This window comes from Rheinheimera metallidurans (assembly GCF_036983985.1).
In the GTDB taxonomy this organism is placed as follows: Bacteria; Pseudomonadota; Gammaproteobacteria; order Enterobacterales; family Alteromonadaceae; genus Alishewanella; species Alishewanella metallidurans.
Genome location: NZ_JALAHQ010000001.1, coordinates 736,265 through 761,676 on the forward strand (window position 1 = coordinate 736,265; position 25,412 = coordinate 761,676).

A 25,412-nucleotide genomic window follows, 5' to 3' on the forward strand; every position below is an offset into this window, starting at 1 on the left:
GATACAATGGCAAAAAACTAATTAAGGAGACTGCGTTGGAATTTTTATATGAGTATGGATTGTTTCTTGCCAAAATTGCCACGCTGGTGCTGGCCATTGCATTAGTGGTTGGCTTAATTGCCGGTGCAGCAGTAGCGAAAAGTCGGCCGAAAAAAGGCCAGCTACAATTTACTGATCTCAGCAAACGCTATCAGTTAATGATCGAAGACTTACAGCAACAAATGCTAAGCAAAAAGCAGTTAAAACAATGGTATAAAGCGCAGCGGGTAGCTAAGAATGAGCCCAAAGCCAGCAAGCTGTATGTTATTGAATTTAATGGCAGCATGGATGCGCGCGAAACTGAATCGTTAAGAGAGGAGATAACCGCCATATTAGCAATAGCAACCAAACAAGATGAGGTGTTGCTGCGTTTGGAGAGTGGTGGCGGTGTAGTACATGGCTATGGCTTAGCCGCATCGCAGCTTGATAGGTTACGAAAACATGAGGTTAAACTCACCATAGCCATAGATAAAATAGCCGCCAGCGGCGGTTATATGATGGCGTGTATTGGCAACACTATATTATCTGCACCCTTTGCCATCGTTGGTTCTATTGGTGTTATTGCCCAGTTACCGAACTTTAATAAGCTGCTGAAGAAAAATAATGTTGATTTTGAACAGTTTACTGCAGGCGAATTTAAGCGCACCGTAACAGTATTTGGCGAAAATACGGATAAAGGTCGGCAGAAATTTCAGCAGGAATTAGAAGATACCCATTACCTATTCAAACAGTTTGTACAGCAACATCGGCCAAAATTAGATATTGATGCAGTAGCAACTGGTGAGCATTGGTTTGGCCACCAAGCATTAGATCTGAATTTGGTTGATAGCATACAAACCAGTGATGATTATATTGTGTCACAAATGACAGAGAAGCAGGTGTTTGGTGTTAGGTACCAGTTACGCAAAGGCATTGCAGAAAAAGTAGGTATGGGCACGGCTAGCGTTATGTCGCACTGGTGGCAAAAGTTAGCACAACATTATTGGATACGTTAATGGACGCTAATTTTTGGCATGAACGCTGGCAAAATAATGAACTGGGTTTTCATCTTGAAGACCCGCATCCGTTATTGCAGCAGTGCCTTAGCGCGGTGTTGCCCGGTAAGCATAAAGTGCTAGTGCCACTATGTGGTAAATCGCCCGATTTACACTATCTTGCTGGTTATTTGCCGGTGGTTGGCGCTGAATTGTCGGCAATTGCTTGTAACGATTTTTTTGCCGAGCGTTCAATACCTTTTGAGCAGTGGCAAGCACATGAATTTGTTTGTTATCACAGCGATACTATTCGTTTGTGGCAGGGTGACTTTTTTGCTTTAACGCCCGAGCAGATTGTCGGCTGTAATTTAGTTTACGACCGAGCAGCATTAATTGCTTTGCCACCCGCTATGCGAGCGCAGTATGCAGCTAAGCTACAACAGTTATTACCTAGTAACAGCACTATTTTGCTAATTAGCTTGGAATACCCAAAGCATGAGAAGCAAGGGCCACCGTTTAGTGTAACGCACACTGAAATTGAGCAGTTGTTTTCTGGCGCTGAAATAGAGTGCCTTGCTCGGTTAGATTTAACCGGCAAGGGCTTTGCTAAACGCCGGTTTACGACCACAAGTTTAGTTGAAACAGCCTACCGTATTACTCTACCTTAATAGGTAGCTTAATACGGTAGCTGATTGGTCAAGATTTTCGTCACCTAACGTAAGTGGTGAAAATCAACATTCTCTTCTTTAGTGCCAGCATTGATATCGTCAAATATCGCTTGGTCAAACGCGCCTTCACTTTTACCGACAATACAAGACACCATGGCATCACCGGTAATGTTAACTGCGGTTCTGGTCATATCCAGTAAACGGTCAACACCAATAATTAACGCTATGCCTTCAACCGGTAAGCCCACCTGTTGTAATACCATCGCCAGCATAATAAGGCCAACACCAGGCACACCAGCGGTACCGATTGACGCTAAGGTAGCCGTAAGTATGACCATTAAGTAGTCAGACATAGTTAAATCGACTGCAAATACTTGGGCAATAAATACGGTAGCTACACCCTGCATAATCGCAGTACCATCCATATTAATGGTCGCGCCCAAAGGCACAGTAAAAGAGGCAACGCTATTTTTAACGCCAAGCTTTTTAGTTACGGTTTCCATAGTAATTGGCATGGTAGCGTTGCTGCTAGAGGTGCTAAAACCAAATAATGCGGTATCGCGCATTTTACGGAAGAAAATAAACGGATTAAGGCCAGATAGTAATTTCAAAATAACGGCGTATACAACAAAACCATGTATTAATAGGGCGGCTAGCACAACTGCGAAATATTTAGCTAAGCTAGCAATAGTTTCAAAGCCTAATGTCGTGAACAGCTTGGCCATTAAGAAAAATACCCCATACGGGGCAAGGTTCATTAATAGGGTAACCAGCTTCATGATCACTTCGCTCAGATCAGTAAATATCGTGGCTAAACGCTCACCTGATTTACCGCTAATAGCCATCGCTAAGCCAAATAACACCGCAAACACGATAACTTGCAGCATGTTACCTTTAGCCATAGATTCAATAGGGTTACTTGGGAAGATATTAATAAATACTTGTGATAACGCTGGCGCTTCGCTGATATCGAAGGTAGCGTCGGATTGCATTTGCACGCCTTCGCCAGGGCTAACCAGTAATGCAGCGAAAATGGCAAGGCTAATAGCAATTGCTGTGGTTACTAAATATAAACCGATGGTTTTGCCGCCAAGCCGACCCAATGCTGAGGTGTCAGACAGCGAACAGGTGCCACATACTAAAGAGACAAACACTAATGGCACCACTAGCATTTTTAAGCTGGAGATAAATATTTCACCGCCAATATGAAAGAAACCATCAACAAATAGTGCTTTAAGAGCAATATCGAAACCGAGTAAATGCAGTATTCTTTCTTCTTGCCCTGCGAGTATAAACTTAAAAATAAAACCAACCGCAATACCTGCAACCATACCAATTACAATACGGGCGGTTAGGCCCAGTTTTTTATTTCTTGCCATAACATCAGACTAGTATTTAGTTTTCAATGGCACTAAGACTAACAGGTTGAGGCGGTGAAAGGCAGATTAAGGCGAATTTTTTTTAAAATATGCTATGACGTTTGCAAGAATAATGGTTTAAGATACAGTATTAACAAAATTATATAATAAAAACAGCTAGGGAGAGGTTTCATGCGAAACATCCAGCAACTATTTGTTGCATTAATTATTACAATGTTGGCTGCTTGTGGCGGTGGTGGAACCTTAGACTCAGGTGGAAGTACTGGCGGCGATAATGGTGGTTCAACAGCGGCATATAGCCTTAGCGTCACGTTAGCCAATGCTAATGGTCAAGCATCAACCAACTTGTCACAAGCTAGCCCACTTACAGCAACTGTTACATTAACTGCAACCAATGGCGGCGCAGTTGCAAATAAGCTAATTAGCTTTTCAATTAGCGACAATGGTTTAGCAACTTTAAATAACACAGCCGGTACAGCATTAACCAATGCTGACGGTGTGGCAACTATTGGCCTGTTAGTTGGTAATAAAAGTGGTGCCGGTAATTTAGAAGCCACATACAGCAATGCTACAGCTTCAACCGGCTTTGTGTCTGCAGGTGATGGTGGAGATAGTGTCGATGTTAGTATTGGCAGCGTTACTCTAATTGCAGACTCATTGATGCTGGGCTCCGGTTCGGGTAGTAAGGTAGAATTAAGCGCCTTAGTGCGCGACAGCAATAATGTGGTGCTCGCCAATATCCCTGTAATCTTTGCTACTGATTCCGGTGAACTGGTGCAAACCGATACAGTAACTGGTGATAACGGTGTAGCAAAGGCGGTACTAACCACGCAAACCGATAAGCAATTACGCGATATAACGGTTACTTCACGTGTGCAGCAGCAAAACTCTACACTAAGCATTAGTGTAGTAGGCACTAAGTTACAATTAGCTGCGCCAAAGTCTGTCGTGCTCGGCGACACAGCTACCATTGATATCTTTTTAACTGATTCAAATGATACGGGTATCCAAGGCCAAGTAGTTGAGGTTAAATCGTTACTAGGTAATACGATTAGTAACGTTGCTCCACAAACCTCTGGTTCTGCTGGTAAAGCTAGCTTTACTTACACTGCAGTTAACAGTGGTTTAGATAAGATCACTGTAACGGCATTGGGGACCTCAAATGTTTCAGAGATTAATATCAGCGCGGATGCGTTTGCTTTTATCGCTGATACAAACGAAGTAGATGGTCTTTTGGAGGTCCACTTAAACACGCCTAAAGTTCTGAACTTAGAGTGGTTGGTAAATAACACGCCTAACATCGGTGAAACGGTAACGTTTAATACTACTCGTGGTGATATCGCCGTCAGTGCAGCTGCGTTAAATGGTGCCGTCACCGCGCAAGGCGTAACTGATGCTGAAGGTAAAGCTGAGACTGTGGTTCGTTCAGAGTTTGCAGGTATAGCGACAATTAGCGCTACTGGTGGCACTAATCAAAATTCGGTAAGCGCAACTAAAGTTGTTGAATTTATCGCGGTTAACCCAACAAAAATGGAAGTGCAGGCATTTCCTGCCCAAGTTGGCCCAGGTGAAACTAGTGCTGTACGCGCCATAGTGCGCGACAGCAAAAATAACCCAGTTAAGGGGCAAACAGTAGTATTTAGTTTAGATAACTCAGCTGGCGGCGTAATTAGCGCGGGCACTGCAGTGACCAACTCTCAAGGTGTTGCCTCAACCGTATTTACTGCTGACACCAATACCGGCGCGGGAATTGATGGGGAGAATTTACAAATTAAAGGCGCTTTACAAACTGACAATTCGATTACTGGCATGACTGATATCGCAGTTGGTAAGCGGACATTATTTTTCCGCTTTGGCACCGGTAACGTTATTAGTAAACCCACCGCTAGTTCTTACGCTAAAGAGTTCGCTATTATCGTCACTGATAGCTCAGGTAATGCTGTCGCGGGTCAAAAGCTTAACGTTGCAGTTACCTCAGTTAACTACCGTAAAGGCCATTGGGTAGCATTTCCTGAATCGCCGGCAACATTCAAGCGGTGGATACCTTCAGGTACCCGCCCGAATATAACTGACCCCGTTGAATGTGTAACTGAAGATACTAACTTTAACGGTATATTAGATTCAGGTGAAGATATAAATAATGATGGTATGTTAACACCAGGCAATTTTGTGGTAGTACCAGGTTCAGTTACTTCCGATGAAAATGGAATCGTGACATTTAATGTAACCTATCCGCAAGATGTAGGAAGTTGGTTAGATGTGCGTTTACAAGTCTCAGGTTTTGCAGCAGGCACAGAAAATATAAGTTTTAGAAACTATGGTTTACCAACTGCTGCAGAGGATCTAACGAAGGAGACTTCGCAACCTGCGAGCAATCCATTTGGTGCTATTCAATCATGTGCTATTAATGGTTAAGAATACTTAATAAAAAAGGGAGCATAGTAGCTCCCTTTTTGTTTGCCAAAAACTAACCTTGTTGAAACTGATATACCGACCCTAAATCTAAAATTTGCGTTAGCTCATCCAGTGCGGTGCGTGATTCGAGCAATAATTGTGGATCTGCTAAGTCAGCTTCGCTTATTTCATCGCGGTAGTGTTTATCTACCCACTGGTTTAACGTGCTAAATAGGTTGTCGCTCATTAGCACTTTTTGGTTAACCGCGTTTTTCTCTTGTTCACTCATAGCCACGCGTAAACGCAAGCAGGCTGGGCCGCCGCCATTGCGCATGCTTTGTTTTACATCGTAATAGTGGATCTGTTTAATTGGGCTATTGCGTGTTGTAAGCTCGGCTAAATATGCAGATACCGCAGCGCTTTCTTGGCATTCAGTTGGCGCGATAATAGCCATTTCGCCTGATGACAACGTAATAACTTGAGTATTAAATAAATAGGTTTTTATTGCTTCAGCCACAGATACTTCAGTATCTTTTACCTCTATTAAATGCAAGTCGGCTTCACTACCAAATTTACGTTTTAATTCATTAAGTTTGCTGGCGGTGTCAACAAAAGCTTGCTGATGATAAAATAGTACGTTCTCGTTACCTACAGCTATTACATCGTTATGAAATACGCCTTGGTCAATCACGTCGGGGTTTTGCTGCATATAAACGACATGCTCAGCATTTAAACCGTGTAACCGCGCTACCGCTTCGCAAGCTTCAAGGGTATGTCTAGCTGGAAAACGTTTTGGTGCCGGTTGGCTAGTATCAAAGGCATAGCGACCAAATACAAATAGCTCAACACCACGTTTGCCATAAGTGCTACAAAGTCTGGTATGATTTGCCGCACCTTCATCTCCGAAGTGATCATTGTCCGGTAAATGTGTATGATGCGCAAAATGCGAAGTGCTGCGAAACATAGCTTGCAGAATTTTGCCCGTCGTTACCGGTTCAAGTGAACGATGAAATTTGTTGGTAAGGTTAGCTGGGGTAAAATGTATTTTACCATCTGCGGTATCAGCACTAGGTGAAATAGTGGCTGCATTGGCAGTCCACATGCTAGACGCAGAGCACACAGCTTTAAACACTGCTGGAGCCTGTTTTGCCGCTTTTTCGATAACTTGTGTGTCTGTGCCAGTAAAGCCAAGACGACGCAGTGTGTAGGTGTCTGGGCGCTCTTGTGGTGCTAATACGCCTTGCACTAAGCCTAAATCATGTAAGGCTTTCATTTTGCTTAGGCCTTGTTTTGCTGCTTGGCGCGGGCTGGACGTATTTTTAGCGTTAGATAAAGAGGCAACGTTGCCAACAGATAACCCGGCATAGTTGTGCGTTGGTCCTACCAGACCATCAAAATTGGCTTCAAAGAATTTCATTTTTGCTTTATATCCTTTAGTTGAAATGGGCACTGTTTTTATTATTTTTGCGGCCACATAGGATGCTTCATTTGGTTTGGCGAACCTTTCGCCAGGCAGCTCGGAAAATGAGCCGGTTTGCATAATAATGAGTTTATTCACTTGTCACAACTGCGGTTTACGGATATATGTTAAAAAAGCAGCGTTGATGACATGCACAAAAAGTTAGGGATCTCAGGATTAAGATGGCTAAATCACTGGTAATAGTAGAATCACCGGCAAAAGCAAAAACGATCAATAAATACCTTGGCAATGACTTTATTGTAAAGTCGAGCGTGGGGCATATTCGTGATTTGCCAACCAGCAGTACTAAAGAGAAATCCGCAGCTAAAAAATTGCTCAGTAAAGAAGAAAAAGAGTATCAAGCTTTAGTCGACCGTATGGGCATTGACCCTGTAAACGGCTGGAAAGCACGTTATGAAATTCTTCCAGGTAAAGAAAAAGTTGTTAAAGAGCTCAAAGCGCTAGCTGATAAAGCCGACACCATTTATTTAGCAACGGACTTAGACCGTGAGGGTGAGGCAATAGCGTGGCATTTACAGCAAATTATCGGCGGTGATGAGCAGCGCTTTAAACGTGTGGTATTTAACGAAATTACCCAAAATGCTATTCAAAACGCATTTAAAGAACCGGGTGAGCTTAATGTTGACCGAGTTAACGCCCAGCAAGCGCGGCGCTTTTTGGACCGTGTGGTAGGTTTTATGGTGTCCCCGTTATTATGGAAAAAAGTAGCTAGGGGCTTGTCAGCCGGCCGAGTACAATCTGTTGCAGTGCGTTTAGTGGTAGAGCGCGAGCGCGAGATTAAAGCTTTTGTGCCAGAAGAATACTGGACACTAGTTGCCGATACACAAACCCAAGCTAAGCAAGGCTTACTATTAGATGTTACGCGTCAGCAAGGCAAAGCCTTTAAACCGGTTAATAAAGCTCAGGCTGATGCTGCATTAGCGCAATTAAATAATGCTGATTACAAGGTTGTAGAACGCGAAGATAAACCCAGTAGCAGCAAACCGCAGGCGCCGTTTATAACGTCAACGTTGCAACAAGCTGCCAGTACGCGGTTAGGTTACGGCGTAAAGAAAACCATGATGTTAGCACAGCGTTTGTATGAAGCCGGCCATATTACCTATATGCGTACTGACTCAACAAACTTAAGTGCCGATGCCGTAACGGCTTGTCGCGATTATATTGTTGAGCAGTTTGGTAAAAAATACTTACCCGAGCAGCCTCTTAGTTACGGCAGTAAAGCCAACGCACAAGAAGCACACGAAGCCATACGCCCATCAGACGTTAGTGTTATGGCGGGTAGTTTGGCAGATATGGAAGCCGATGCGCGTAAACTATATGAGCTGATCTGGCGCCAGTTTGTTGCCTGCCAAATGCCACCAGCACAATACGATGTTACTAATATTATTGTGCAAGCGGCTGATTTTGAACTAAAAGCCAAAGGCCGAGTATTACGTTTTGATGGTTGGACTAAAGTACAACCGGCACAAAAACGTAAAGACGAAGAAGACAACGTATTGCCTGATGTGAAACCAGGTGAAGTGTTAAGTCTTACTGAGCTGCAAAGCGCTCAGCATTTTACTAAACCGCCAGCACGCTTTAGTGAAGCAAGTTTAGTAAAAGAGTTAGAAAAACGTGGTATTGGTCGCCCATCAACCTACGCATCAATTATCTCTACTATTCAAGACCGCGGTTATGTTCGGGTGGAAAATAAGCGTTTTTATGCTGAGAAAATGGGCGAAATTGTTACCGATCGCTTAGTTGAAAACTTCAACGATTTAATGAATTACGACTTTACGGCCAATATGGAGCTAAAGCTTGACGATATTGCTAACGGCCAAGCCCAATGGCGTAAAGAGCTAGACACCTTTTATGGCGATTTTTATCAGAAATTAAAGACCGCAGAAAACGATCCTGAACAAGGCGGTATGCGGGTTAATCAATTTGTGTTAACCGATATTCCTTGTGCAACCTGTGGTAGGCCAATGGGCATACGCACGGCGTCTACCGGGGTGTTTTTAGGTTGTTCAGGTTATAACCTGCCACCTAAAGAGCGTTGTACCACGACCATGAATTTAGTGTCGGGTGACGATGCGGTGGCGGTGACTAATGACGAAGAAATGGAAACTGAAGCTTTACGTCAGAAGAAACGCTGTGTTAAGTGCGGCACCGCAATGGACAGTTATCTGATTGATGAAGGCCGTAAACTGCATGTATGTGGTAATAACCCTGCTTGTACTGGCTATGAGGTAGAGCAAGGTAGCTTTAAAATTAAAGGCTACGACGGCCCACTTATTGAATGCGATAAATGCGGCTCTGATATGCAGTTAAAATCTGGCCGGTTTGGCAAGTATTTTGGTTGTACTAATGCAGAGTGTAAAAACACGCGGAAATTACTGCGTAGTGGCGAAGCGGCACCACCGAAGGAAGATCCGGTACATTTGCCTGAGCTAAAATGCGAAAAATCAGACACCTACTTTGTATTACGTGATGGCGCAGCTGGCTTATTTATGGCAGCTGCAACTTTTCCAAAATCGCGTGAAACTAGGGCGCCGTTGGTAGCTGAGTTAGCACAATATCGAGAGCGCATTTCGCCGAAGTTTTATTACCTTGCTGATGCACCGGCCAAAGATCCTGATGGTAATCCGGCTATCGTGCGCTGGAGCCGTAAAACCAAGCAGCAGTACGTTATGTCGGAAAAAGACGGTAAAGCCAGCGGCTGGTCTGCATGGTACGAAAACGGTAAGTGGATAGTTACTAAAAGTTAAAGTGTAATAATTGATATGAAAAAAAAGGGGCTAACTGTGTTAGCCCCTTTTTTATGGTAAAATGTAAACCAATACTAAACTGCTACCATTTGCGTTTGGGTGCAAATAACTCATCCAAATCTTTGTTTTCTTTTTCTTCTTTTTTCTCTCGGTCTCTAAGATTGCCCTCTTTTAGTTGGGTGGCAATATCTTCTAGCGCCTGTATTACTTCTGATTTTCTTGTTAGTACGTAATCATCTTGATGCGGAGTCGCACCAAGTGCGGACAGCGCTTTTTCAAAGTACTGTCGGGCTGAGCCTAACATACTATTATTACGAGCTTGATTTCCGCGTTTAATTTGGCTTTCTACATTAATTTTTAATTGCAACGCTTCAAGTCGTTTATCTTCTTGCACCACCATTTGTGTATCAACGTTACCCCTAGCGTGTTCTGCACGAAGTACCGTACGAAGCCTTTTAATGGCTTTAATCATGCCGATAAGTTGCTGATCATTGTCTGGTAAGGTTATTGATTCAGCAACGACACCTGCGTCAGCCGCCGGCTCAGCAAGGCGCTTTTCTGTTTCTTGTAAACGTTGTTTTATGTCACGACTGCCGGATTCTAATTCAACCATTGCCTTTAATGTCAACGCAATGCGCTTTAATAACATATTGCTAAGCGTAGGCGACATCGGCACGTTAGCGGAATTAACTAATAGTTCTTCAGTGTCTTCCAGTACGGTACGTAATTTACCAAACTCGGCGCGTTTTAACGTAGCAAGGCGTTCTTTATGTTGTTGAATTGCATTTACTATTATTGCGATAACTACCAGTGCAATAACGAGCGTTATAATTAAGGTTAACAGCATTTAAACCCCATTTTCACCTGCGCATTTATTATTATATTAATCACAAAACGGCTGAAATAACAGCTATCAGTATTTTTCATGGCAAAGATACGCAGAATACACCACCACCGAGTTTGCCACCATTGCTTAAATTTACGGTGCCGCGCTCACCTTTATTAAAGTGCGCGGCAGCAATGAGTTTGGCAAAAAATATGCCTAACCCTGTGTGGTTATTGGCAAGATCGGGCGTATTCATATCAAAATCGGTGTTACTGAGCATAAATGCCGGAAAACCTGGCCCGTCGTCATGCACCTCTATAACTAATTTATTATCTTGCTGCTTAATGTGTAACAAAATTGCGGATTTGCAATAACGTAAGGCATTAGCCACCGCATCATTAATTAGATTTATAATGAGGTCGTAATCAAAAAACCAACGTAAATCTGGTTCGTGGTCTACCGTAACCGTTAAACGTTGTTGCTCGGTAAAAAACTGATTTTTAAGCAGTACCTCTTCGGTAATATCAGACAGATAATACTCATCAACCTGCACTGGCATTTGGTTGCGCTCAAAACGATACAATGACAGCAATTGCAGTAAGTTGGAGTTTAGCCGGTTAGCTTCATAGCTTAACCGTGCTAGTTCATCGCGCGCCGTTTCGGATAGCTGTTGGCGTTCCTGTTGAATAAGCTCGGTAGACTGAATAAGCATGCACAATGAGTTTTTCATATCGTGTACTGTTGATGCCAAGACCGAGGCAAAATCAATGCTTGGGATGCTATTATGCATATATTCTCCATAATGGTGTATCACGCGTAATGCTTGTTATACCGCGGGCTCGTTTTTTTTAGCTATGATTTAGTTATAACGCACCGCAAATTAAAAATAAGTTGGAATATCTTACTATAGATGTATATTAAACAATGATATGCCATTACCGGACCAGTAACACATGAAATTGCAGCAGTTGCGCTATATTGTTGAAGTTTTAAACCATAATCTGAACGTATCTTCTACTGCCGAAGGGCTTTTTACCTCACAGCCGGGCATTAGTAAACAAGTGCGTATGTTGGAAGATGAATTAGGTATTCAGGTGTTTGGCCGAAGCGGCAAACATTTAACGCACGTGACGCCTGCTGGGCAGGAAGTTATAGAAATTGCCCAGCAAATTCTGGCAAAAGTTGAAAGCATTAAGTCAGTAGCGAAAGAATATACGCTACCTGATCAGGGTAAGCTAAATATAGCGACTACCCATACACAAGCGCGTTATGCACTGCCGCCGGTTATTAGTGGTTTTATGCAGAAGTTTCCGAAGGTGTCGCTGCATATGCACCAAGGAACACCGCAACAGATTTCTGAAGCGGCATCTCGCGGAGATGCGGATTTTGCTATTGCTACTGAGGCGCTGCATCTATACAACGATTTAATTATGTTGCCTTGTTATCACTGGAATCGCAGCGTTATTGTGCGTAAAGACCATCCATTGTTGCAGTTGGGTAAGCCGGTAACGATAGAAGATATTGCCCAGCATCCGATTGTAACTTATGTTTTTGGTTTTACTGGCCGCTCAGAGCTAGATCGTGCTTTCGCTGCTAAAGGCTTAGAGCCTAAAATTGTTTTTACCGCTACTGACGCAGATGTAATTAAAACCTATGTCCGACTTGGTTTAGGCGTGGGCGTGATAGCGTCAATGGCAATGGATAAAGAGTTAGATAAAGATTTAGTAGCAATAGATGCTAGCCACTTATTCGATGCGTCGACGACAAAAATTGGTTTTCGAAAAGGGACTTTTTTACGCACCTACATGTATGATTTTATAGAGCGCTTTGCCCCACATTTAACCAAAGATGTGGTAGAAAAAGCTAACTTGCTGCGTAATCAAGATGAAATAGACCGTATGTTTGCCCGCTTTAGCTTACCCATCCGCTAGTTTCCTGCGTTAATTCAGTAGCATCAAGCCGTTTTATCTAATGAAACGGCCTTGTCTAGTTGCAAATAAGAATAGTTATCAGTATCATGCTCGCCATGTTTAGTTAATCGTAAATTGTGTATGAGCAAATTTTCGCGCGGCCCAGTATTAGCGAAGTTTATACGGGCAACGCATAGCTATAGCTCGATGTTGGTGCTGGTATTACTGCTATTTTTCGCCATAACAGGCATAACACTCAATCATCCTGAGTTAATACAGAGTAAAGCAGGTCAACATAGCCAGCAGCTTGAGCTTACGCTGCCTACGCATTTACGTTTCGCCAGTTTACCAAGCGCAAGTGAAGAGCAGTATAAAATAGCTGAGCAGTTTCGCCAGTGGTTAAGTGAAACCTATCAGGTACAAGCGTCGGTATTTAGTTACCAGTTTGAACCTGACGATATGCTACTTGAACTGTATTTTAAGCGCCCAGCGGGTTATGCCAGTGTGGTAGTTAATTTTAGCGAAGACAAAGCCGAGTTAGATAGCGAGTTTTCTGGTTACTTGGCATTGCTAAATGATTTACATAAAGGGCGTGACGCAGGGCTTAGTTGGTTAGTGCTAATTGATTTAACGGCGTTGGCTTGCATTATCTTTGCGCTTACGGGGTTCTATTTAATTTTAAAACAACCTTCGCGCCGTTCTATAGGTAATAGTTTGGCGATGATAGGCGTATTTATAACGCTATTTGCATATTTTTTATCAGTACATTAAGTCGACTTAAGCATAATTTAAACAGGAGTGAGTTATGAGGTTAGTTAAAACCAGCTTGTTGGGATGTGTTATTGCGTTGCTATGGGCTAATAGTATTAATGCTGCGGCAACTGAAATAAGTTTGCAATTACCACAAATAGAGACAAGCCAGTATCATCGGCCTTATGTTGCAGTTTGGGTGGAAGATGCACAGCAGCAGCCAGTAAAACTGATTGCTTTGTGGGTGCAAAAGCCGGACTGGCTGAAAGATTTACGTCGCTTTTGGCGCAAAATTGGCCGCAGTGATACCGCATTAGTTGATGCTGTAAGTAGCGCGACGCAAAAGTCGGGTAGCTATACGTTGCAGTGGGACGGTAAAGATGATCAAGGCCGAGAACTGACTGCCGGAACATACACTTTGTTAGTTGAAGCAGCAAGAGAGCAGGGCGGCCGCAGTTTGGTAAAACACGAGTTTAAGTGGCCAGCAACAGGCGCTTTTATTGAGATTGCGGCTGAGGGCGAGCTGGGCAATATTTCTGCGCGTTTACGTTAATTAAGCACAAGTTAATTTATAATAAGGACGAATTTATGTTAAAAAAAGCTGTAGTACTTCTGTCATCTTTATTGGTTACAGGTAGCTTAAGTGCACACACCTTATGGGTTATGCCGAGTCATTATGTGTTATCTAAACCCAAGAGTTGGATTGCCGTTGATGCGTCTGCCGGTAATATGACCTTTGTCGCAGATAAAGGCATCGCGTTAACCGCTTTAAAAATGTATCAGCCAGACGGTAGTGCTAAAGTGATTACCGATGTCTATCAAGGTAAGCGTAAATCGATGGCCGACGTGCAACTGGGCGGTGACGGCACCTACCGTTTAGAGCTAGCAAATCCAGTACGTTTTTTTACTAGCTATGAGTTAGCTGGTGAAAAGAAACGCCTAATGGCAAATAAAGCCGAGCGTAGCGCACAGTTACCTAAAGGTGCCACTAACGTTGAAACAGTGCAAATGCGTAGCCGCAATTTTGCTTATATTACCGTTAATGCGCCAACAAACACCGTGTTAAAATTGCAAGGTGAAGGCTTAGAGCTTAGCAGCAAAAACCATCCGGCCGATGCCGTGGCCAATGAAGAGCAGCAGTTTGTTTTTAACTTAAATGGCAAACCGCAAGCTGGAGTTAAAGGCATATTGTCTTTTGATGGCGAATTATACCGTAACGAAGCCGGACGCATAGAGTTTGAAACCAACAGTGAAGGCCGTTTTAGCTTTACGCCTGAACAGGCTGGGCGTTATTTAATAGAAGCATCTTATTCAGCTGATATGGCAACTGATGTTGCTGATAAGGTACGCGAGTCTATTACCTATAGCTTTGAGGTCGCACTACCATAAATTCGCAATTATATAACGCGTTATAACAAAGCCAGCCTAATGTATTAGGTTGGCTTTGTGCTATTTGTTACACTGTGCATTATCTTATTTACTCTTTAAAACGGTAATATTAGGAAAACCATGCGCATTTATGCTGACGAAAATATGCCGTTAGTGTCACAGTTTTTCTCCGACATTGGCACTGTAAGTTTGTTTAATGGCCGCACTGTTAGTGCACAACAGCTCAATGACGCCGATATTATACTGGTGCGCTCAGTTACCGACGTTAACGAGGCACTATTACAATTAAACACTAAAGTGCGTTTTGTCGGCACCGCCACTATTGGCACCGATCATATCGATCAGGCTTATTTAGCGTCGCGTAGTATTGCCTTTTCCAGCGCCCCGGGTTGCAATGCGCAGTCGGTTACCGAATATGTGCTGGCTAGCCTTTGGTGCTTGGCACAAAAGTACCAATGGGATCTTAGTCATAAAACGGTTGGCATTGTCGGTGTGGGTAATATTGGTAGCCGTTTGGCTAACACGCTGCAAGCATTAAACATTACTACGCTACTTTGTGATCCGCTGCGTGCTGCACAAGAGTCCGATTTTGCCCATTCCGATTTTCAGCAATTATGTCAGCATTGCGATATTATCAGTTTTCACACGCCGCTTTGTACTAGTGGTAACTTTCCAACAAAGTACCTGCTAAATGCACAAACATTGGCGATGTTAAAGCCAGATTGCGCCATTATTAATGCCTCGCGTGGTGCAGTAATTGATAACAATGCCTTGTTGCACGATTTACAAACGGCGCAACAACGCCGTGCCGTTGTGCTTGATGTGTGGGAGCATGAACCCAACATTATGACGGCGCTATTGCCTTATGTGGATATTGCTACGGTGCATATTGCTGGTCATAGCATAGAAGGCAAAGCTCGAGGCACAGAAATGCTGTATCAACGCTGTTGCGAGCTGTTAAATATCCCTATTACCAAGCAGTTGACACAGTTTTTACCTGCTCCTGCATTTAAAGATATTCATATTAGTGAAAACTTTGGGCTTCCAGATGTCCAAAATATAGCAAGACTGTTATATGATGTGCGCCGTGATGATGCAATACTGCGCCAATATCTGCATAAACAAGGTTTTGACTGGCTGCGTAAAAATTATCCACCGCGGCGAGAGTTTAGCTCATTACAAATTCGCGCTAGCGTAATACCTGATTACCTAAGGCAATTAGGGTTTGGCATAGCATAATAACTAGAGGAACGGTCATGGCTTCGCAATATAACATTGCTGTTTTAGGCGCAACAGGTTTAGTTGGGCAACATATACTTGAAATTTTAGAGCAGCGCGACTTTCCCGTTGGCGAGCTTTTCCCGCTGGCAAGCAGTCGTTCAGCTGGTGGTACAATAACCTTTAAAGGTAAGAAAGTTAAAGTTATTGATGCCGATACCTTTGACTGGTCGCAAGCTCAAATTGGCTTTTTTTCCGCCGGTGGTAATGTTTCGGCTATCTATGCACCAAAAGCTGCTGATGCCGGTTGTGTGGTTATAGATAACACCTCGCACTATCGGTATGAGCCTGATATTCCCTTGGTAGTGCCAGAAGTTAATGCACACGCTATTGCCGATTATCGTAACCGTAATATTATCGCTAACCCAAATTGTTCAACGGTACAAATGCTGGTCGCATTAAAACCAATTCATGATGCCGTTGGTATTAGTCGTATTAATGTGGCTACTTATCAATCAGTAAGCGGTGCTGGACAGGACGCGGTAGAAGCTTTAGCGCATGAAACCTCACAATTGCTAAATGGTCGCCCCATTGAAAATGGCGGGCAATTTGCACGACAAATAGCGTTTAACGTTATTCCGCAAATCGATGTGTTTATGGACAACGGTTACACCAAAGAAGAAATGAAAATGCACTGGGAAACCCAGAAAATTTTCGGTGATAGCAGCATTTCTGTTAACGCAACGGCAGTAAGGGTTCCGGTGTTTTTTGGCCATGCTGAAGCTATACATATTGAAACGCGCATGCCCATTAGTGTAGATCAGGTAAAAGCCTTACTAGCTGATGCACCAGGGGTAGTATTATTAGAAAACAATGCTGACTTTCCAACCCAAGTGTGCAGTGCTGTGGGCAAAGATGACGTATTTGTTGGCCGTATTCGCCAAGATATATCGCATGAAAACGGCATTAATTTGTGGGTTGTTGCTGACAATATCCGTAAGGGTGCTGCGACAAATAGTATTCAAATTGCCGAGCATTTAGTTCGAGATTATTTATAAACCTTATCAGGGCTCTCGTTTAGAGCCCTTTTACTTTGCGCACAAATAACCTCATCTTGTTAACAAAGGTTATAAAGACTAGTCAGAACCCGTTTAGTGCTTTATATTTTGCCATAGAGATACAACGCCACTAGTTGGAACATTGCTTGCATTGAAACTAAAGTCAGGTGGTTAAGCTGCCGATATTCTATGTATATGCGCCTGAATTTGGGGTAGGGACCGTTAATGCCTTTGTTATTTTTGTTCGTAATTGCCGTGTCTGTCAATTTTCTGTCATTCGTCCAGGCTCAGGAAAGTACAGTACAAATTCGCGGCCCTCGTAGTACCGATGCTGCGCCAGCGCCTTTAACTATTGGCCCGCTAAGCCCATCTGACACCTTATGGCGCGTTGCTGAGCGTATTAAACCTGAAGGAAATATTAGCCTGTATCAGGTTATGTATGCGCTGTATTTGAAAAACCCAGATGCCTTTTTAGATAATAACTTAAACCATTTACGCCCTGGAGTTGTGCTTGTTTTGCCAAGTTTGCAAGATATACAGCAAATTGACATAAATGTTGCGCGACAGAAATCTGAGCAGGACGACAAAGACTGGGCAAAACGGCAAAAAGCGGCCGTAGTAAAAAGTGTAACGCCGAAAAAACCAGAACCTATAGAGACAGTTGAACCTAAATGGCAAGCCGAGCTTGAGCGAATAGGGCAGCAGCGGCGTCAAGATTTAGATAGCTTGCGTGGGCAGTTTGCTGACTCAATGCAGCAAGTTACGGCGATAGTAGAAGAAAATCAGCAGTTAAAAAACAGCTTAATAAGCGTAGAGCAAGAACTTGCTCTGATTAAAGCCCAGTTAGGCGAAGACAGCGAGTTACAGCTGCAAATTAAACAACTGTTAGCGCAACAAGCCGAGCTACTGCAAGCAAAAGTTAAACAAGATAGCGTTGCTGCTGAGCAAAGCGACTGGCAGCAATGGTTCAAAAATCCAATAGTCTGGATTTTAGCGGCATGCGCGCCAGCCCTACTTATCTTATTTGGTATTTTGCTTTGGGTTAAAAAACGCGGCCAACGCACAGAAAAAGTATTAAGTGCGGCCGCAACTGAACCCGTAATTGACCCTTCATATCATTCACCTTTACCGCCACTGGACGAGAGTAGCGATTTAGACGAAAGCTTATTTGAAATAGATGATGCCTTATTAGAGGACGCCTTTAATGACGTAGCAGATTTACCTAGCGACCAGTTACCTGATGATATGCTCACTTTTGATGATGCGCTGTCTTTTGAAGATGACAGCTTATTGCCAGCAGACATCAATACTGCAGAGCAAGATGCTGTGCCCGATTTTGATCCAGACAATATCTTGTCTGACACCGATTTATCGGCGCTGTTAGCGGCAGACGATGATGACGATGACATCATTGAACTGGCAGACGAACATTTTGATATTGACGATGTACTTGACGCTACTCAGAAGCAAACTTCGGCACCACCGGCTGATATCGAAAACATTGACGTTATTGATACGCCAGTAAATGAAATTGAGCTAGAAGATAGTGAAGAGTTTGATATTGATGATCTGATTGATGACATTAACTTTGAGCAACAAGAAGATGAGCAAACTTATCCTGAGCTAGCTGAACCTGCGTTGCAAGAGCTGCAATTAAAGCAAGCACTCACCGACACAACGCCCGTTGCAGAGCAAGATGTTGATAGCATTGATGATATTTTAGATATCGATGTTAGCGACATGGTTGATAATAGCGTGCAATTAGACCGTTTTGATAGCTCAGAATTAGATGAGTTTGCCGAAAGCCTTGCGGCTGAGAGTGATGCGTTAAGTTTAGCTGAATCACTACAAGAGCACACAGCTAACGAACTTACTGATAGTGATGAGGCAATGCTTAACGCTGAATTGGCCGAGTTGCTGGATCAGGTTGACAACAATGCTGCTGATATAAAGAGCGAACAGTTTGTTGCTGATAACGACAACAGTATGGCGAATGATGAGCCAGAAGACGCATTGTTAGCATCTTTAGATTTGACAGAAGCTGATGATGCGTCTGTGGTGAAACCAACAGAAGCCGCACTGTCGGTAGAGAACCCAAGTAAAATATTGGCGCAGTATCCTGAACTAGAACTTACGGATGAGTTAACTAATGCTGATGAGTTTGCCGAATTATTGTTGGATGACGAGCTACCCGCTGATGATGATCTAACAGAGTTAGATGAGTTAGATGATTTAGACCAAAATATTCTATCTGAGAATGACGAAGAGCTAGAGCTTGACCCCATTCCTGATGCCCAATTTGACTCGCTAATGTCTGAATTAGAAGCCATGGCTGATAACCTTGAAGCCATGAGCGCGGAGCAAGACTCGTCGATTGAACCGCAGGTTATAGCGCCGCCTAGTGCATCAGAAGACGGCGGATTTGATTTTAACGATGACGATTTTGTGGAAATAGACAGTTTACTAGCCAATGCTGAGCTGCAAGAGCACGATGTAGATCGCTTTAATCAGCTAAATGTTGATGTTGGCTTAGATGATTATGCTGACATTATTGGTGAGCATGAGCGTAGAGACGTAGACCGAGAAGATAATGGTTATTCGGCTAAGCTTGATTTAGTGCGCGCTTATATTGAAATGGATGATAGCGAAAATGCCGATTTATTATTAGATGACATACTGGCCTCAGATGCGCCAGAACATGTTAAATCTGAAGCACAAAGCCTAAAGCAATAAGTCAGCTGCGCTAAGCGGTAGCATACGTTATAATCGCTACCGTTTATTAATAGGGGGCGGCATGCGCATTGCGTTGGGTATCGAATATGACGGTTCTGCATTTTATGGTTGGCAACGTCAGCGTGAAGTAAATAGCGTACAGCAAGAACTTGAAACGGCGTTAGCAAAAGTAGCTAATCAACCGATTGAGTTGTTTTGTGCCGGCCGCACCGACGCGGGTGTGCATGCGACAAGTCAGGTAGTGCATTTTGATACTAATGTAATGCGTGATAATAAAGCCTGGGTAATGGGCACTAACGCACAGTTACCGGATGCTATAGCGGTGCGCTGGGCAACAGTGGTTGCAGATGATTTTCACGCGCGCTTTAGCGCAACCGCACGACGTTATCGTTACATTATTTATAACCATAAATACCGGCCCGCTATTTTGCGTTCGGGGCTTAGCCATTATCATCAAGCGCTGAATGTTGAATTAATGCAGCAAGCCGCGTTATCATTATTAGGTGAACACGATTTTACCGCGTTTCGCGCTATGCAATGTCAGTCACACAGTCCGTTTCGTAATGTGCATCATGTGAAAATTAGCCGTAGTGACGATTTTGTGGTGATTGATATTAAAGCAAATGCATTTTTACACCATATGGTACGCAACATTACCGGTAGCTTATTGGAAGTTGGTATGCAAAACCGACCTCCGCAGTGGATCGCTGAGTTGCTCGCGGCAAAAAACCGTAGTTTAGCGGCCGCTACGGCTAAGCCAGGTGGCCTATACTTAGTCGATGTAGATTACCCTGCACACTTCGAAATACCCAAGACGATATTAGGCCCGTTGTTTCTGCCAGACTAACAACGACTACTAAGACCAGTTTTCTGTATTCGATGTCATAGGTTTTGTGCTTTAATAGCGCCGAATTAATGAATTTTGGCGTTTTTTAACGTTATTTCGGCATGGTCAAGTGCGGTGCCGCAGTCAATAGGACATATTTTATGAGTTGGTTAGAAAAAATCCTGCCCAGAACATCCTCTTCTTCTTCACGTCGAGATATACCTGAAGGTGTTTGGACAAAATGTGCTTCCTGTGATGCCGTATTATACAAGGCAGATTTAGATCGTAATTTGGGCGTTTGTCCTAAATGTGATCACCATATGCGCGTAACTGCGCGTGCGCGTTTAACCGGCTTTCTAGATAGCAACACCGTAAAAGAGTTAGCTGCAGATTTAGAGCCACAAGATTTACTTAAATTTAAAGACAGCAAACGCTATAAAGACCGGCTTAGTGCTGCACAAAAAGATACCAATGAGAAAGATGCTATGGTGGTTATGCATGGCACGCTAAAAGGTATGCCTATTGTTGCCGCCGCGTTTGAGTTTGAGTTTATGGGTGGTTCGATGGCCTCAGTGGTGGGGGCTAAATTCGTTGCAGGTGTTGAATATGCAATGAAACATAAAGTGCCTTTTGTTTGCTTCTCTGCCAGTGGCGGTGCGCGTATGCAAGAAGCTCTGTTTTCGTTAATGCAGATGGCCAAAACCAGTGCGGCGTTAGCAAAAATGAGTGAGCAAGGGCTACCTTATATTTCTGTGTTAACCGACCCGACAATGGGTGGCGTATCAGCAAGTTTAGCGATGCTAGGTGATGTAAATATCGGTGAGCCTAAAGCGTTAATTGGTTTTGCTGGCCCGCGGGTTATCGAACAAACGGTGCGTGAAAAATTACCTGAAGGCTTCCAGCGCAGTGAATTTTTATTAGAACATGGTGCTATTGATATGATTGTTGACCGCCGTAAAATGCGCGATACAATTGCACGACTAGTCGCTAAGTTTATGCAGCTGCCTGCTCCGGTATCAGAGCACGACGCCGCTTAAGGTGTTAATGTCTAAAGTTATTTTGCAAAGCCAATCATGCCAAAGTCTGGCCGATTGGCTTTGTTATATCGAACAAAGCCATCCCATTCATCAAATTGAACTCGGTTTAACACGAGTACTTGATGTTGCGCAGCGTGCTAACTTACAGCAGTTACCCGGTAAGGTTATTCTTATTGGTGGCACTAATGGTAAGGGCACCACTGCTCGAGTATTAGAACAACTATTAGCGGCGCAAGGTTTTAGTGTCGGCGTATATAGCTCACCACATTTGCTTAAGTTTAATGAACGTTTGCGTATTGATGGTGCCGACTTACCTGATACTGATTGGTTAGATGCGTTCGCTTTTATTGAACAATTACGTGGCGACATTGCGCTAACTTATTTTGAGTTTACGACACTAGTTGCCTTTCGTATTTTACAGCAACAGCAACCTGATTTTTGTTTAATTGAGGTCGGCTTGGGCGGTAGGTTAGACGCGACAAACATTGTTGCCCCTGACGTTAGCGTTATTACAACCATTGGTTTAGACCACCAAGATTGGCTAGGCAATGACAGAGAAAGTATTGCTACAGAAAAGGCGGGTATTTTCCGGGCAGGTAAACCTGCAGTAATTGGTGAGTTACAACCACCGCTATCTTTATTGCAACACGCTAAAAAATTAAATTGTCAGCTGATGTTAGCCCAGCAGGATTACAGCTATATTGAGCAAGCTACACAGTGGCAATGGCAGTCTAAGCATTATCAGTTTTCCGAGTTACCGCTACCGGCCATGCCAATACAAAATGTGGCATCGGCATTAGCGGTGCTTGAACAGTTGAACCTATTACCTGATTCTGCGCAGTTAAGTGCGGTGTTATCTGGGTTAAGCCTACCAGGGCGCATGCAGTGGTTGCAGCAACAGCCAGCGATTGTTTTAGATGTTGCGCATAATCCGCAATCGGCAGCTTATTTAGCAACGCAGCTGGTTAAATTGAAACCTAAATTTAGTCGGGTATCTGCGCTAGTAGGTATGTTAAAAGATAAGGATATTCAGCAAACTCTGTTACCCTTGACGCCATTGTTTGATCAATGGCATCTTGTAACGCTAGGTGGTGCAAGGGGCGCATCAGCGCAGCAATTGGCTGATAAGTTAACTAATCATACCGGTACCTTGCAGTTACACGACGATGTATTACAAGCATTTAAGCAAATTAGCCTTAAATTACAGCCTGATGAGTTATTGGTTGTGTTTGGTTCTTTTTTCACTGTATCCGCCGTATTAGCCGGTCAGCAGGAGGCAAAGTGACACCTGCATTTAAACATCGTTTATTGGGCACTGCGATACTGGTTATGGCAGGTGTTATTTTTTTGCCCGATTTATTGGATGGCGAAAAACAAATCGTAAAAGACGATTTTAAAGTTATTCCTAATCGTCCGGAATTTAAAGGTGTGCAACAGCAACAAGTATTGCAGCAACAGCCGTTTACCCAGGCTGAAACTGAAATTGAGCAGCAATCTATCAATGAACAGGCCTTAGATAATGACGATGTTGCTAACACAGCAACAGAGCCGACGCTTTCAACCCAGCAATATGCTCAGGTAACCGCTCCCGTGGTAAACCAGCCCGTCACTCGGGCGAGTAACATTGCGTTAGCGCAAAGCGGCTGGGTAGTGCGTGTAGGCTCTTTTAGTAAAGAGCAAAATGCCAATGCATTAGTGCTAAAGTTGCGCCAAGCTGGCTTTGTTACCTTCACGCGTAATATTTCCAATGCTGATGGCGTTAAGTTAACCAGCGTACTAGTTGGCCCAGAGCTGCGAAAAGACAAGTTAGAGCAGCAGTTAACTAAGTTACAACAGCTTACTGGTATTGAAAAGTTATCAGTAATGAACTATCAGCCCACCGAAAATAATTAGCCAAGCAGGCGCGTAATTTGTTAGAATACGCGCCGTCCTCAAGCAACCTTTGGAAGCAAATGGTCTGGGTTGATTATGCCATTTTGGCAATCATAGCGTTATCATCCGTTATTAGTTTGGTGCGTGGTTTTGTTAAAGAAGCCATATCACTAGCAGTTTGGATTCTGGCATTTTTTATCGCCAGTCAGTACTATTCGCATCTAGCTGGTATGTTTAGTTCTATTCAGGACGAAACACTACGTAACGCGTGTGCAATAGCAATTCTGTTCGTTTGTAGCCTAATTCTTGGCGCACTTATTAATTATATTATCGGCAAACTAGTGCAATCTACCGGTTTGTCTGGCACCGACCGACTGCTTGGTTTGGTGTTTGGCGCGTTACGCGGCGTTTTGGTTGTTAGCGCTATCCTATTTTTTATGGATGCCTTTACCCCAGCAGCTGGCGCTGATTGGTGGCAAAGCTCAGTATTAATCCCTGAATTTGGTTTTATTATTGAATGGTTCTTCGATTATTTGAAGAGCCACTCTAGTTTTATGCAAAAGCCTTAACGCTGGCGAGGAAAAACCCATGTGTGGTATTGTTGGTATTGTTGGAAAAGTTCCTGTTAATCAAGCACTTTATGATGGTTTGATCGTGCTGCAGCACCGTGGTCAGGATGCTGCTGGTATTGTTACCTTAGACAACAACACGCTGCGCTTACGTAAAGCAAATGGCTTAGTAAAAGACGTGTTTGAACCGCGCCACATGCAGCGTTTAGCTGGTAATATTGGTATTGGCCATGTGCGTTATCCTACCGCAGGCTCGGCAAGTACCGCCGAGGCTCAACCATTTTATGTTAATAGCCCGTTTGGTATTGCGCTGGCACATAACGGTAACTTAACCAATTCACATTTACTCAAAGAAGACATTTTTTCAGTAGCTCGTCGCCACGTTAATACTACGTCTGATTCTGAAGTGTTATTAAACGTACTCGCACATGAGTTGCACAACAGTGGCGTAATGGCGTTACAACCAGAGCATATTTTCCGGGCCGTTGCTAATGTGCATCGTAAAGTTAAAGGCGCATATGCGGTAGTAGCGTTAATAATTGGCCACGGTTTATTAGCATTTCGTGACCCAAATGGTATTCGACCATTGGTAATGGGTAAGCGCGAAACTGAGCTTGGTACTGAATATATGGTAGCGTCTGAAAGCGTGGCCTTAGACGCTGACGGCTTTACAGTATTGCGTGATATATCACCAGGCGAAGCCGTCTACATTACGGAACAGGGTGAGCTACATAGTTTTCAATGTGCCGAAAATCCAAGTTATACCCCCTGTATTTTTGAATATGTGTATTTTGCCCGACCGGACTCTACTATTGATAACATTTCGGTATATGCATCTCGTGTTGCTATGGGCACCATGTTGGGCCATAAAATAAAGCGTGAATGGGCACATTTAGACATTGATGTAGTAATACCTATTCCTGAAACAAGTAATGATGCCGCGCTGCAAATTGCCACTGAACTTGGTTTACCTTATCGCCAGGGGTATGTAAAAAATCGCTATATTGGTCGTACTTTTATTATGCCAGGGCAAGAGGCGCGTAAGAAATCGGTTAAACGTAAACTTAACGCGATTAAGCAGGAGTTTAAAGGCAAAAACGTGTTGTTAGTCGATGATTCTATTGTTCGAGGTACTACCTCGCAACAAATTATAGATATGGCACGTGAAGCGGGAGCAAAGAAAGTGTATTTTGCCTCTGCAGCACCAGAGGTGCGTTTTCCGAACGTTTATGGTATCGACATGCCATCGGCAAATGATTTAATTGCTCATGGTCATGACGTCGACAGTATTTGTAAAATTATCGGCGCTGATGGTTTAATTTTTCAATCGTTACCTGATTTAATTGAAGCCGTACGCCAGGGTAACCCAGAAATTAAACGCTTTGAAACCTCAGTATTTGATGGTCATTATGTTACCAATGATATTGATCAGGATTATTTAAATCGACTAGATCAAATGCGCAGTGATGATGCCAAAGCCAGGTTAAATGAGGCGATGGCTACTAATTTAGAAACCTACAACGAAGGTTAAACTACGCACGTT

Annotated in this window: 21 protein-coding genes; 17 read left to right on the forward strand and 4 right to left on the reverse strand. The window is 43.4% G+C overall.

Translation table 11 applies throughout. From position 1 onward, the window contains the following. Positions 1-35: 35 nt before the first annotated feature. Both sohB and tmpT read left to right on the forward strand, forming a co-directional pair. The gene (sohB, locus tag MN199_RS03530) at positions 36-1,034 is read left to right on the forward strand and encodes a protease SohB (RefSeq protein ID WP_335738427.1); all 999 of its coding nucleotides are present in this window, start codon (positions 36-38) and stop codon (positions 1,032-1,034) included. After that, positions 1,034-1,681, forward strand: a complete 648-nt coding sequence (gene tmpT / locus MN199_RS03535; protein WP_335738428.1) for a thiopurine S-methyltransferase — start codon at positions 1,034-1,036, stop codon at positions 1,679-1,681. The genes sohB and tmpT overlap by 1 nt, the downstream gene beginning before the upstream one ends. A gap of 44 nt (positions 1,682-1,725) precedes the next feature. Here tmpT and MN199_RS03540 read toward each other — a convergent pair whose 3' ends face one another. Further along, complete coding sequence (locus MN199_RS03540) at positions 1,726-3,060, reverse strand: dicarboxylate/amino acid:cation symporter (protein ID WP_132582433.1); 1,335 nt, start codon at positions 3,058-3,060, stop codon at positions 1,726-1,728. 171 nt (positions 3,061-3,231) lie between these two features. Between MN199_RS03540 and MN199_RS03545 the strand changes: the two genes are divergently transcribed. After that, positions 3,232-5,475: an Ig-like domain-containing protein gene (locus MN199_RS03545; RefSeq protein WP_335738429.1), complete on the forward strand. Its 2,244-nt coding sequence runs from the start codon at positions 3,232-3,234 to the stop codon at positions 5,473-5,475. Between the two features lie 52 nt (positions 5,476-5,527). Here the strand turns inward: MN199_RS03545 and astB are convergent, their stop codons facing one another. Then, positions 5,528-6,871 carry an N-succinylarginine dihydrolase gene (gene astB / locus MN199_RS03550; RefSeq protein ID WP_335738430.1) on the reverse strand — a complete coding sequence of 448 codons (1,344 nt, stop codon included), beginning with the start codon at positions 6,869-6,871 and terminating at the stop codon, positions 5,528-5,530. A gap of 224 nt (positions 6,872-7,095) precedes the next feature. On the opposite strand from astB, the gene topA reads away from it, so the two are divergent. Continuing rightward, positions 7,096-9,681, forward strand: a complete 2,586-nt coding sequence (gene topA, locus MN199_RS03555) for a type I DNA topoisomerase (RefSeq protein WP_335738431.1) — start codon at positions 7,096-7,098, stop codon at positions 9,679-9,681. Positions 9,682-9,763: 82 nt separating this feature from the next. On the opposite strand, the gene MN199_RS03560 is transcribed toward topA, so the two are convergent. Together MN199_RS03560 and MN199_RS03565 are read right to left on the reverse strand one after the other, a co-directional pair. Continuing rightward, positions 9,764-10,528: a hypothetical protein gene (locus MN199_RS03560; protein WP_132582443.1), complete on the reverse strand. Its 765-nt coding sequence runs from the start codon at positions 10,526-10,528 to the stop codon at positions 9,764-9,766. Between the two features lie 76 nt (positions 10,529-10,604). Next, positions 10,605-11,297, reverse strand: a complete 693-nt coding sequence (locus MN199_RS03565; protein WP_132582445.1) for a sensor histidine kinase — start codon at positions 11,295-11,297, stop codon at positions 10,605-10,607. 163 nt (positions 11,298-11,460) lie between these two features. Between MN199_RS03565 and cysB the strand changes: the two genes are divergently transcribed. The 13 genes from cysB to purF all read left to right on the forward strand — a co-directional run bounded on the left by cysB (position 11,461) and on the right by purF (position 25,400). After that, positions 11,461-12,438: an HTH-type transcriptional regulator CysB gene (cysB, locus tag MN199_RS03570; RefSeq protein WP_132582447.1), complete on the forward strand. Its 978-nt coding sequence runs from the start codon at positions 11,461-11,463 to the stop codon at positions 12,436-12,438. A gap of 120 nt (positions 12,439-12,558) precedes the next feature. Beyond that, a complete protein-coding gene (locus MN199_RS03575) occupies positions 12,559-13,188 on the forward strand; it encodes a PepSY-associated TM helix domain-containing protein (RefSeq protein ID WP_335738432.1) in 630 nt (209 codons plus the stop codon). A gap of 34 nt (positions 13,189-13,222) precedes the next feature. Beyond that, entirely contained in the window at positions 13,223-13,720 is a 498-nt protein-coding gene (locus MN199_RS03580; RefSeq protein WP_132582451.1) for a DUF2271 domain-containing protein, read from the forward strand. Positions 13,721-13,755: 35 nt separating this feature from the next. Next, positions 13,756-14,556 (forward strand): DUF4198 domain-containing protein, encoded by an 801-nt coding sequence (locus MN199_RS03585; protein ID WP_335738433.1) that lies wholly within the window; start codon positions 13,756-13,758, stop codon positions 14,554-14,556. Between the two features lie 120 nt (positions 14,557-14,676). After that, positions 14,677-15,795, forward strand: coding sequence for a 4-phosphoerythronate dehydrogenase (locus tag MN199_RS03590; protein ID WP_335738434.1), 1,119 nt, complete (start codon positions 14,677-14,679; stop codon positions 15,793-15,795). Between the two features lie 17 nt (positions 15,796-15,812). After that, complete coding sequence (locus tag MN199_RS03595) at positions 15,813-16,832, forward strand: aspartate-semialdehyde dehydrogenase (RefSeq protein ID WP_132582457.1); 1,020 nt, start codon at positions 15,813-15,815, stop codon at positions 16,830-16,832. Between the two features lie 225 nt (positions 16,833-17,057). Beyond that, on the forward strand, positions 17,058-19,565 hold the full coding sequence (locus MN199_RS03600) for a FimV/HubP family polar landmark protein (protein WP_335738435.1): 2,508 nt from the start codon (positions 17,058-17,060) through the stop codon (positions 19,563-19,565). A gap of 61 nt (positions 19,566-19,626) precedes the next feature. After that, entirely contained in the window at positions 19,627-20,412 is a 786-nt protein-coding gene (gene truA, locus MN199_RS03605) for a tRNA pseudouridine(38-40) synthase TruA (RefSeq protein ID WP_335738436.1), read from the forward strand. Between the two features lie 140 nt (positions 20,413-20,552). Next, on the forward strand, positions 20,553-21,428 hold the full coding sequence (gene accD, locus MN199_RS03610; protein ID WP_132582463.1) for an acetyl-CoA carboxylase, carboxyltransferase subunit beta: 876 nt from the start codon (positions 20,553-20,555) through the stop codon (positions 21,426-21,428). A gap of 7 nt (positions 21,429-21,435) precedes the next feature. Next, positions 21,436-22,713, forward strand: a complete 1,278-nt coding sequence (gene folC / locus MN199_RS03615; protein WP_335738437.1) for a bifunctional tetrahydrofolate synthase/dihydrofolate synthase — start codon at positions 21,436-21,438, stop codon at positions 22,711-22,713. Continuing rightward, entirely contained in the window at positions 22,710-23,321 is a 612-nt protein-coding gene (locus MN199_RS03620; protein WP_335738438.1) for an SPOR domain-containing protein, read from the forward strand. Before folC ends, MN199_RS03620 begins: the two co-directional genes overlap by 4 nt. Positions 23,322-23,380: 59 nt before the next feature. Then, entirely contained in the window at positions 23,381-23,869 is a 489-nt protein-coding gene (locus MN199_RS03625) for a CvpA family protein (protein WP_132582469.1), read from the forward strand. A 19-nt stretch (positions 23,870-23,888) separates the two neighbouring features. Next, positions 23,889-25,400: an amidophosphoribosyltransferase gene (gene purF / locus MN199_RS03630; RefSeq protein WP_132582471.1), complete on the forward strand. Its 1,512-nt coding sequence runs from the start codon at positions 23,889-23,891 to the stop codon at positions 25,398-25,400. The last annotated feature ends 12 nt before the right edge of the window (positions 25,401-25,412 follow it).

Bases quoted from the DNA above. Each gene is read 5' to 3' on its own strand.
- tmpT (WP_335738428.1), top strand. From the start codon at position 1,034: ATGGACGCTAATTTTTGGCATGAACGCTGGCAAAATAATGAACTGGGT.
- MN199_RS03540 (WP_132582433.1), bottom strand. From the start codon at position 3,060: ATGGCAAGAAATAAAAAACTGGGCCTAACCGCCCGTATTGTAATTGGT.
- MN199_RS03545 (WP_335738429.1), top strand. From the start codon at position 3,232: ATGCGAAACATCCAGCAACTATTTGTTGCATTAATTATTACAATGTTG.
- astB (WP_335738430.1), bottom strand. From the start codon at position 6,871: ATGAAATTCTTTGAAGCCAATTTTGATGGTCTGGTAGGACCAACGCAC.
- topA (WP_335738431.1), top strand. From the start codon at position 7,096: ATGGCTAAATCACTGGTAATAGTAGAATCACCGGCAAAAGCAAAAACG.
- MN199_RS03560 (WP_132582443.1), bottom strand. From the start codon at position 10,528: ATGCTGTTAACCTTAATTATAACGCTCGTTATTGCACTGGTAGTTATC.
- MN199_RS03565 (WP_132582445.1), bottom strand. From the start codon at position 11,297: ATGCATAATAGCATCCCAAGCATTGATTTTGCCTCGGTCTTGGCATCA.
- cysB (WP_132582447.1), top strand. From the start codon at position 11,461: ATGAAATTGCAGCAGTTGCGCTATATTGTTGAAGTTTTAAACCATAAT.
- MN199_RS03575 (WP_335738432.1), top strand. From the start codon at position 12,559: ATGAGCAAATTTTCGCGCGGCCCAGTATTAGCGAAGTTTATACGGGCA.
- MN199_RS03580 (WP_132582451.1), top strand. From the start codon at position 13,223: ATGAGGTTAGTTAAAACCAGCTTGTTGGGATGTGTTATTGCGTTGCTA.
- MN199_RS03585 (WP_335738433.1), top strand. From the start codon at position 13,756: ATGTTAAAAAAAGCTGTAGTACTTCTGTCATCTTTATTGGTTACAGGT.
- MN199_RS03590 (WP_335738434.1), top strand. From the start codon at position 14,677: ATGCGCATTTATGCTGACGAAAATATGCCGTTAGTGTCACAGTTTTTC.
- MN199_RS03595 (WP_132582457.1), top strand. From the start codon at position 15,813: ATGGCTTCGCAATATAACATTGCTGTTTTAGGCGCAACAGGTTTAGTT.
- MN199_RS03600 (WP_335738435.1), top strand. From the start codon at position 17,058: ATGCCTTTGTTATTTTTGTTCGTAATTGCCGTGTCTGTCAATTTTCTG.
- truA (WP_335738436.1), top strand. From the start codon at position 19,627: ATGCGCATTGCGTTGGGTATCGAATATGACGGTTCTGCATTTTATGGT.
- accD (WP_132582463.1), top strand. From the start codon at position 20,553: ATGAGTTGGTTAGAAAAAATCCTGCCCAGAACATCCTCTTCTTCTTCA.
- folC (WP_335738437.1), top strand. From the start codon at position 21,436: ATGTCTAAAGTTATTTTGCAAAGCCAATCATGCCAAAGTCTGGCCGAT.
- MN199_RS03625 (WP_132582469.1), top strand. From the start codon at position 23,381: ATGGTCTGGGTTGATTATGCCATTTTGGCAATCATAGCGTTATCATCC.
- purF (WP_132582471.1), top strand. From the start codon at position 23,889: ATGTGTGGTATTGTTGGTATTGTTGGAAAAGTTCCTGTTAATCAAGCA.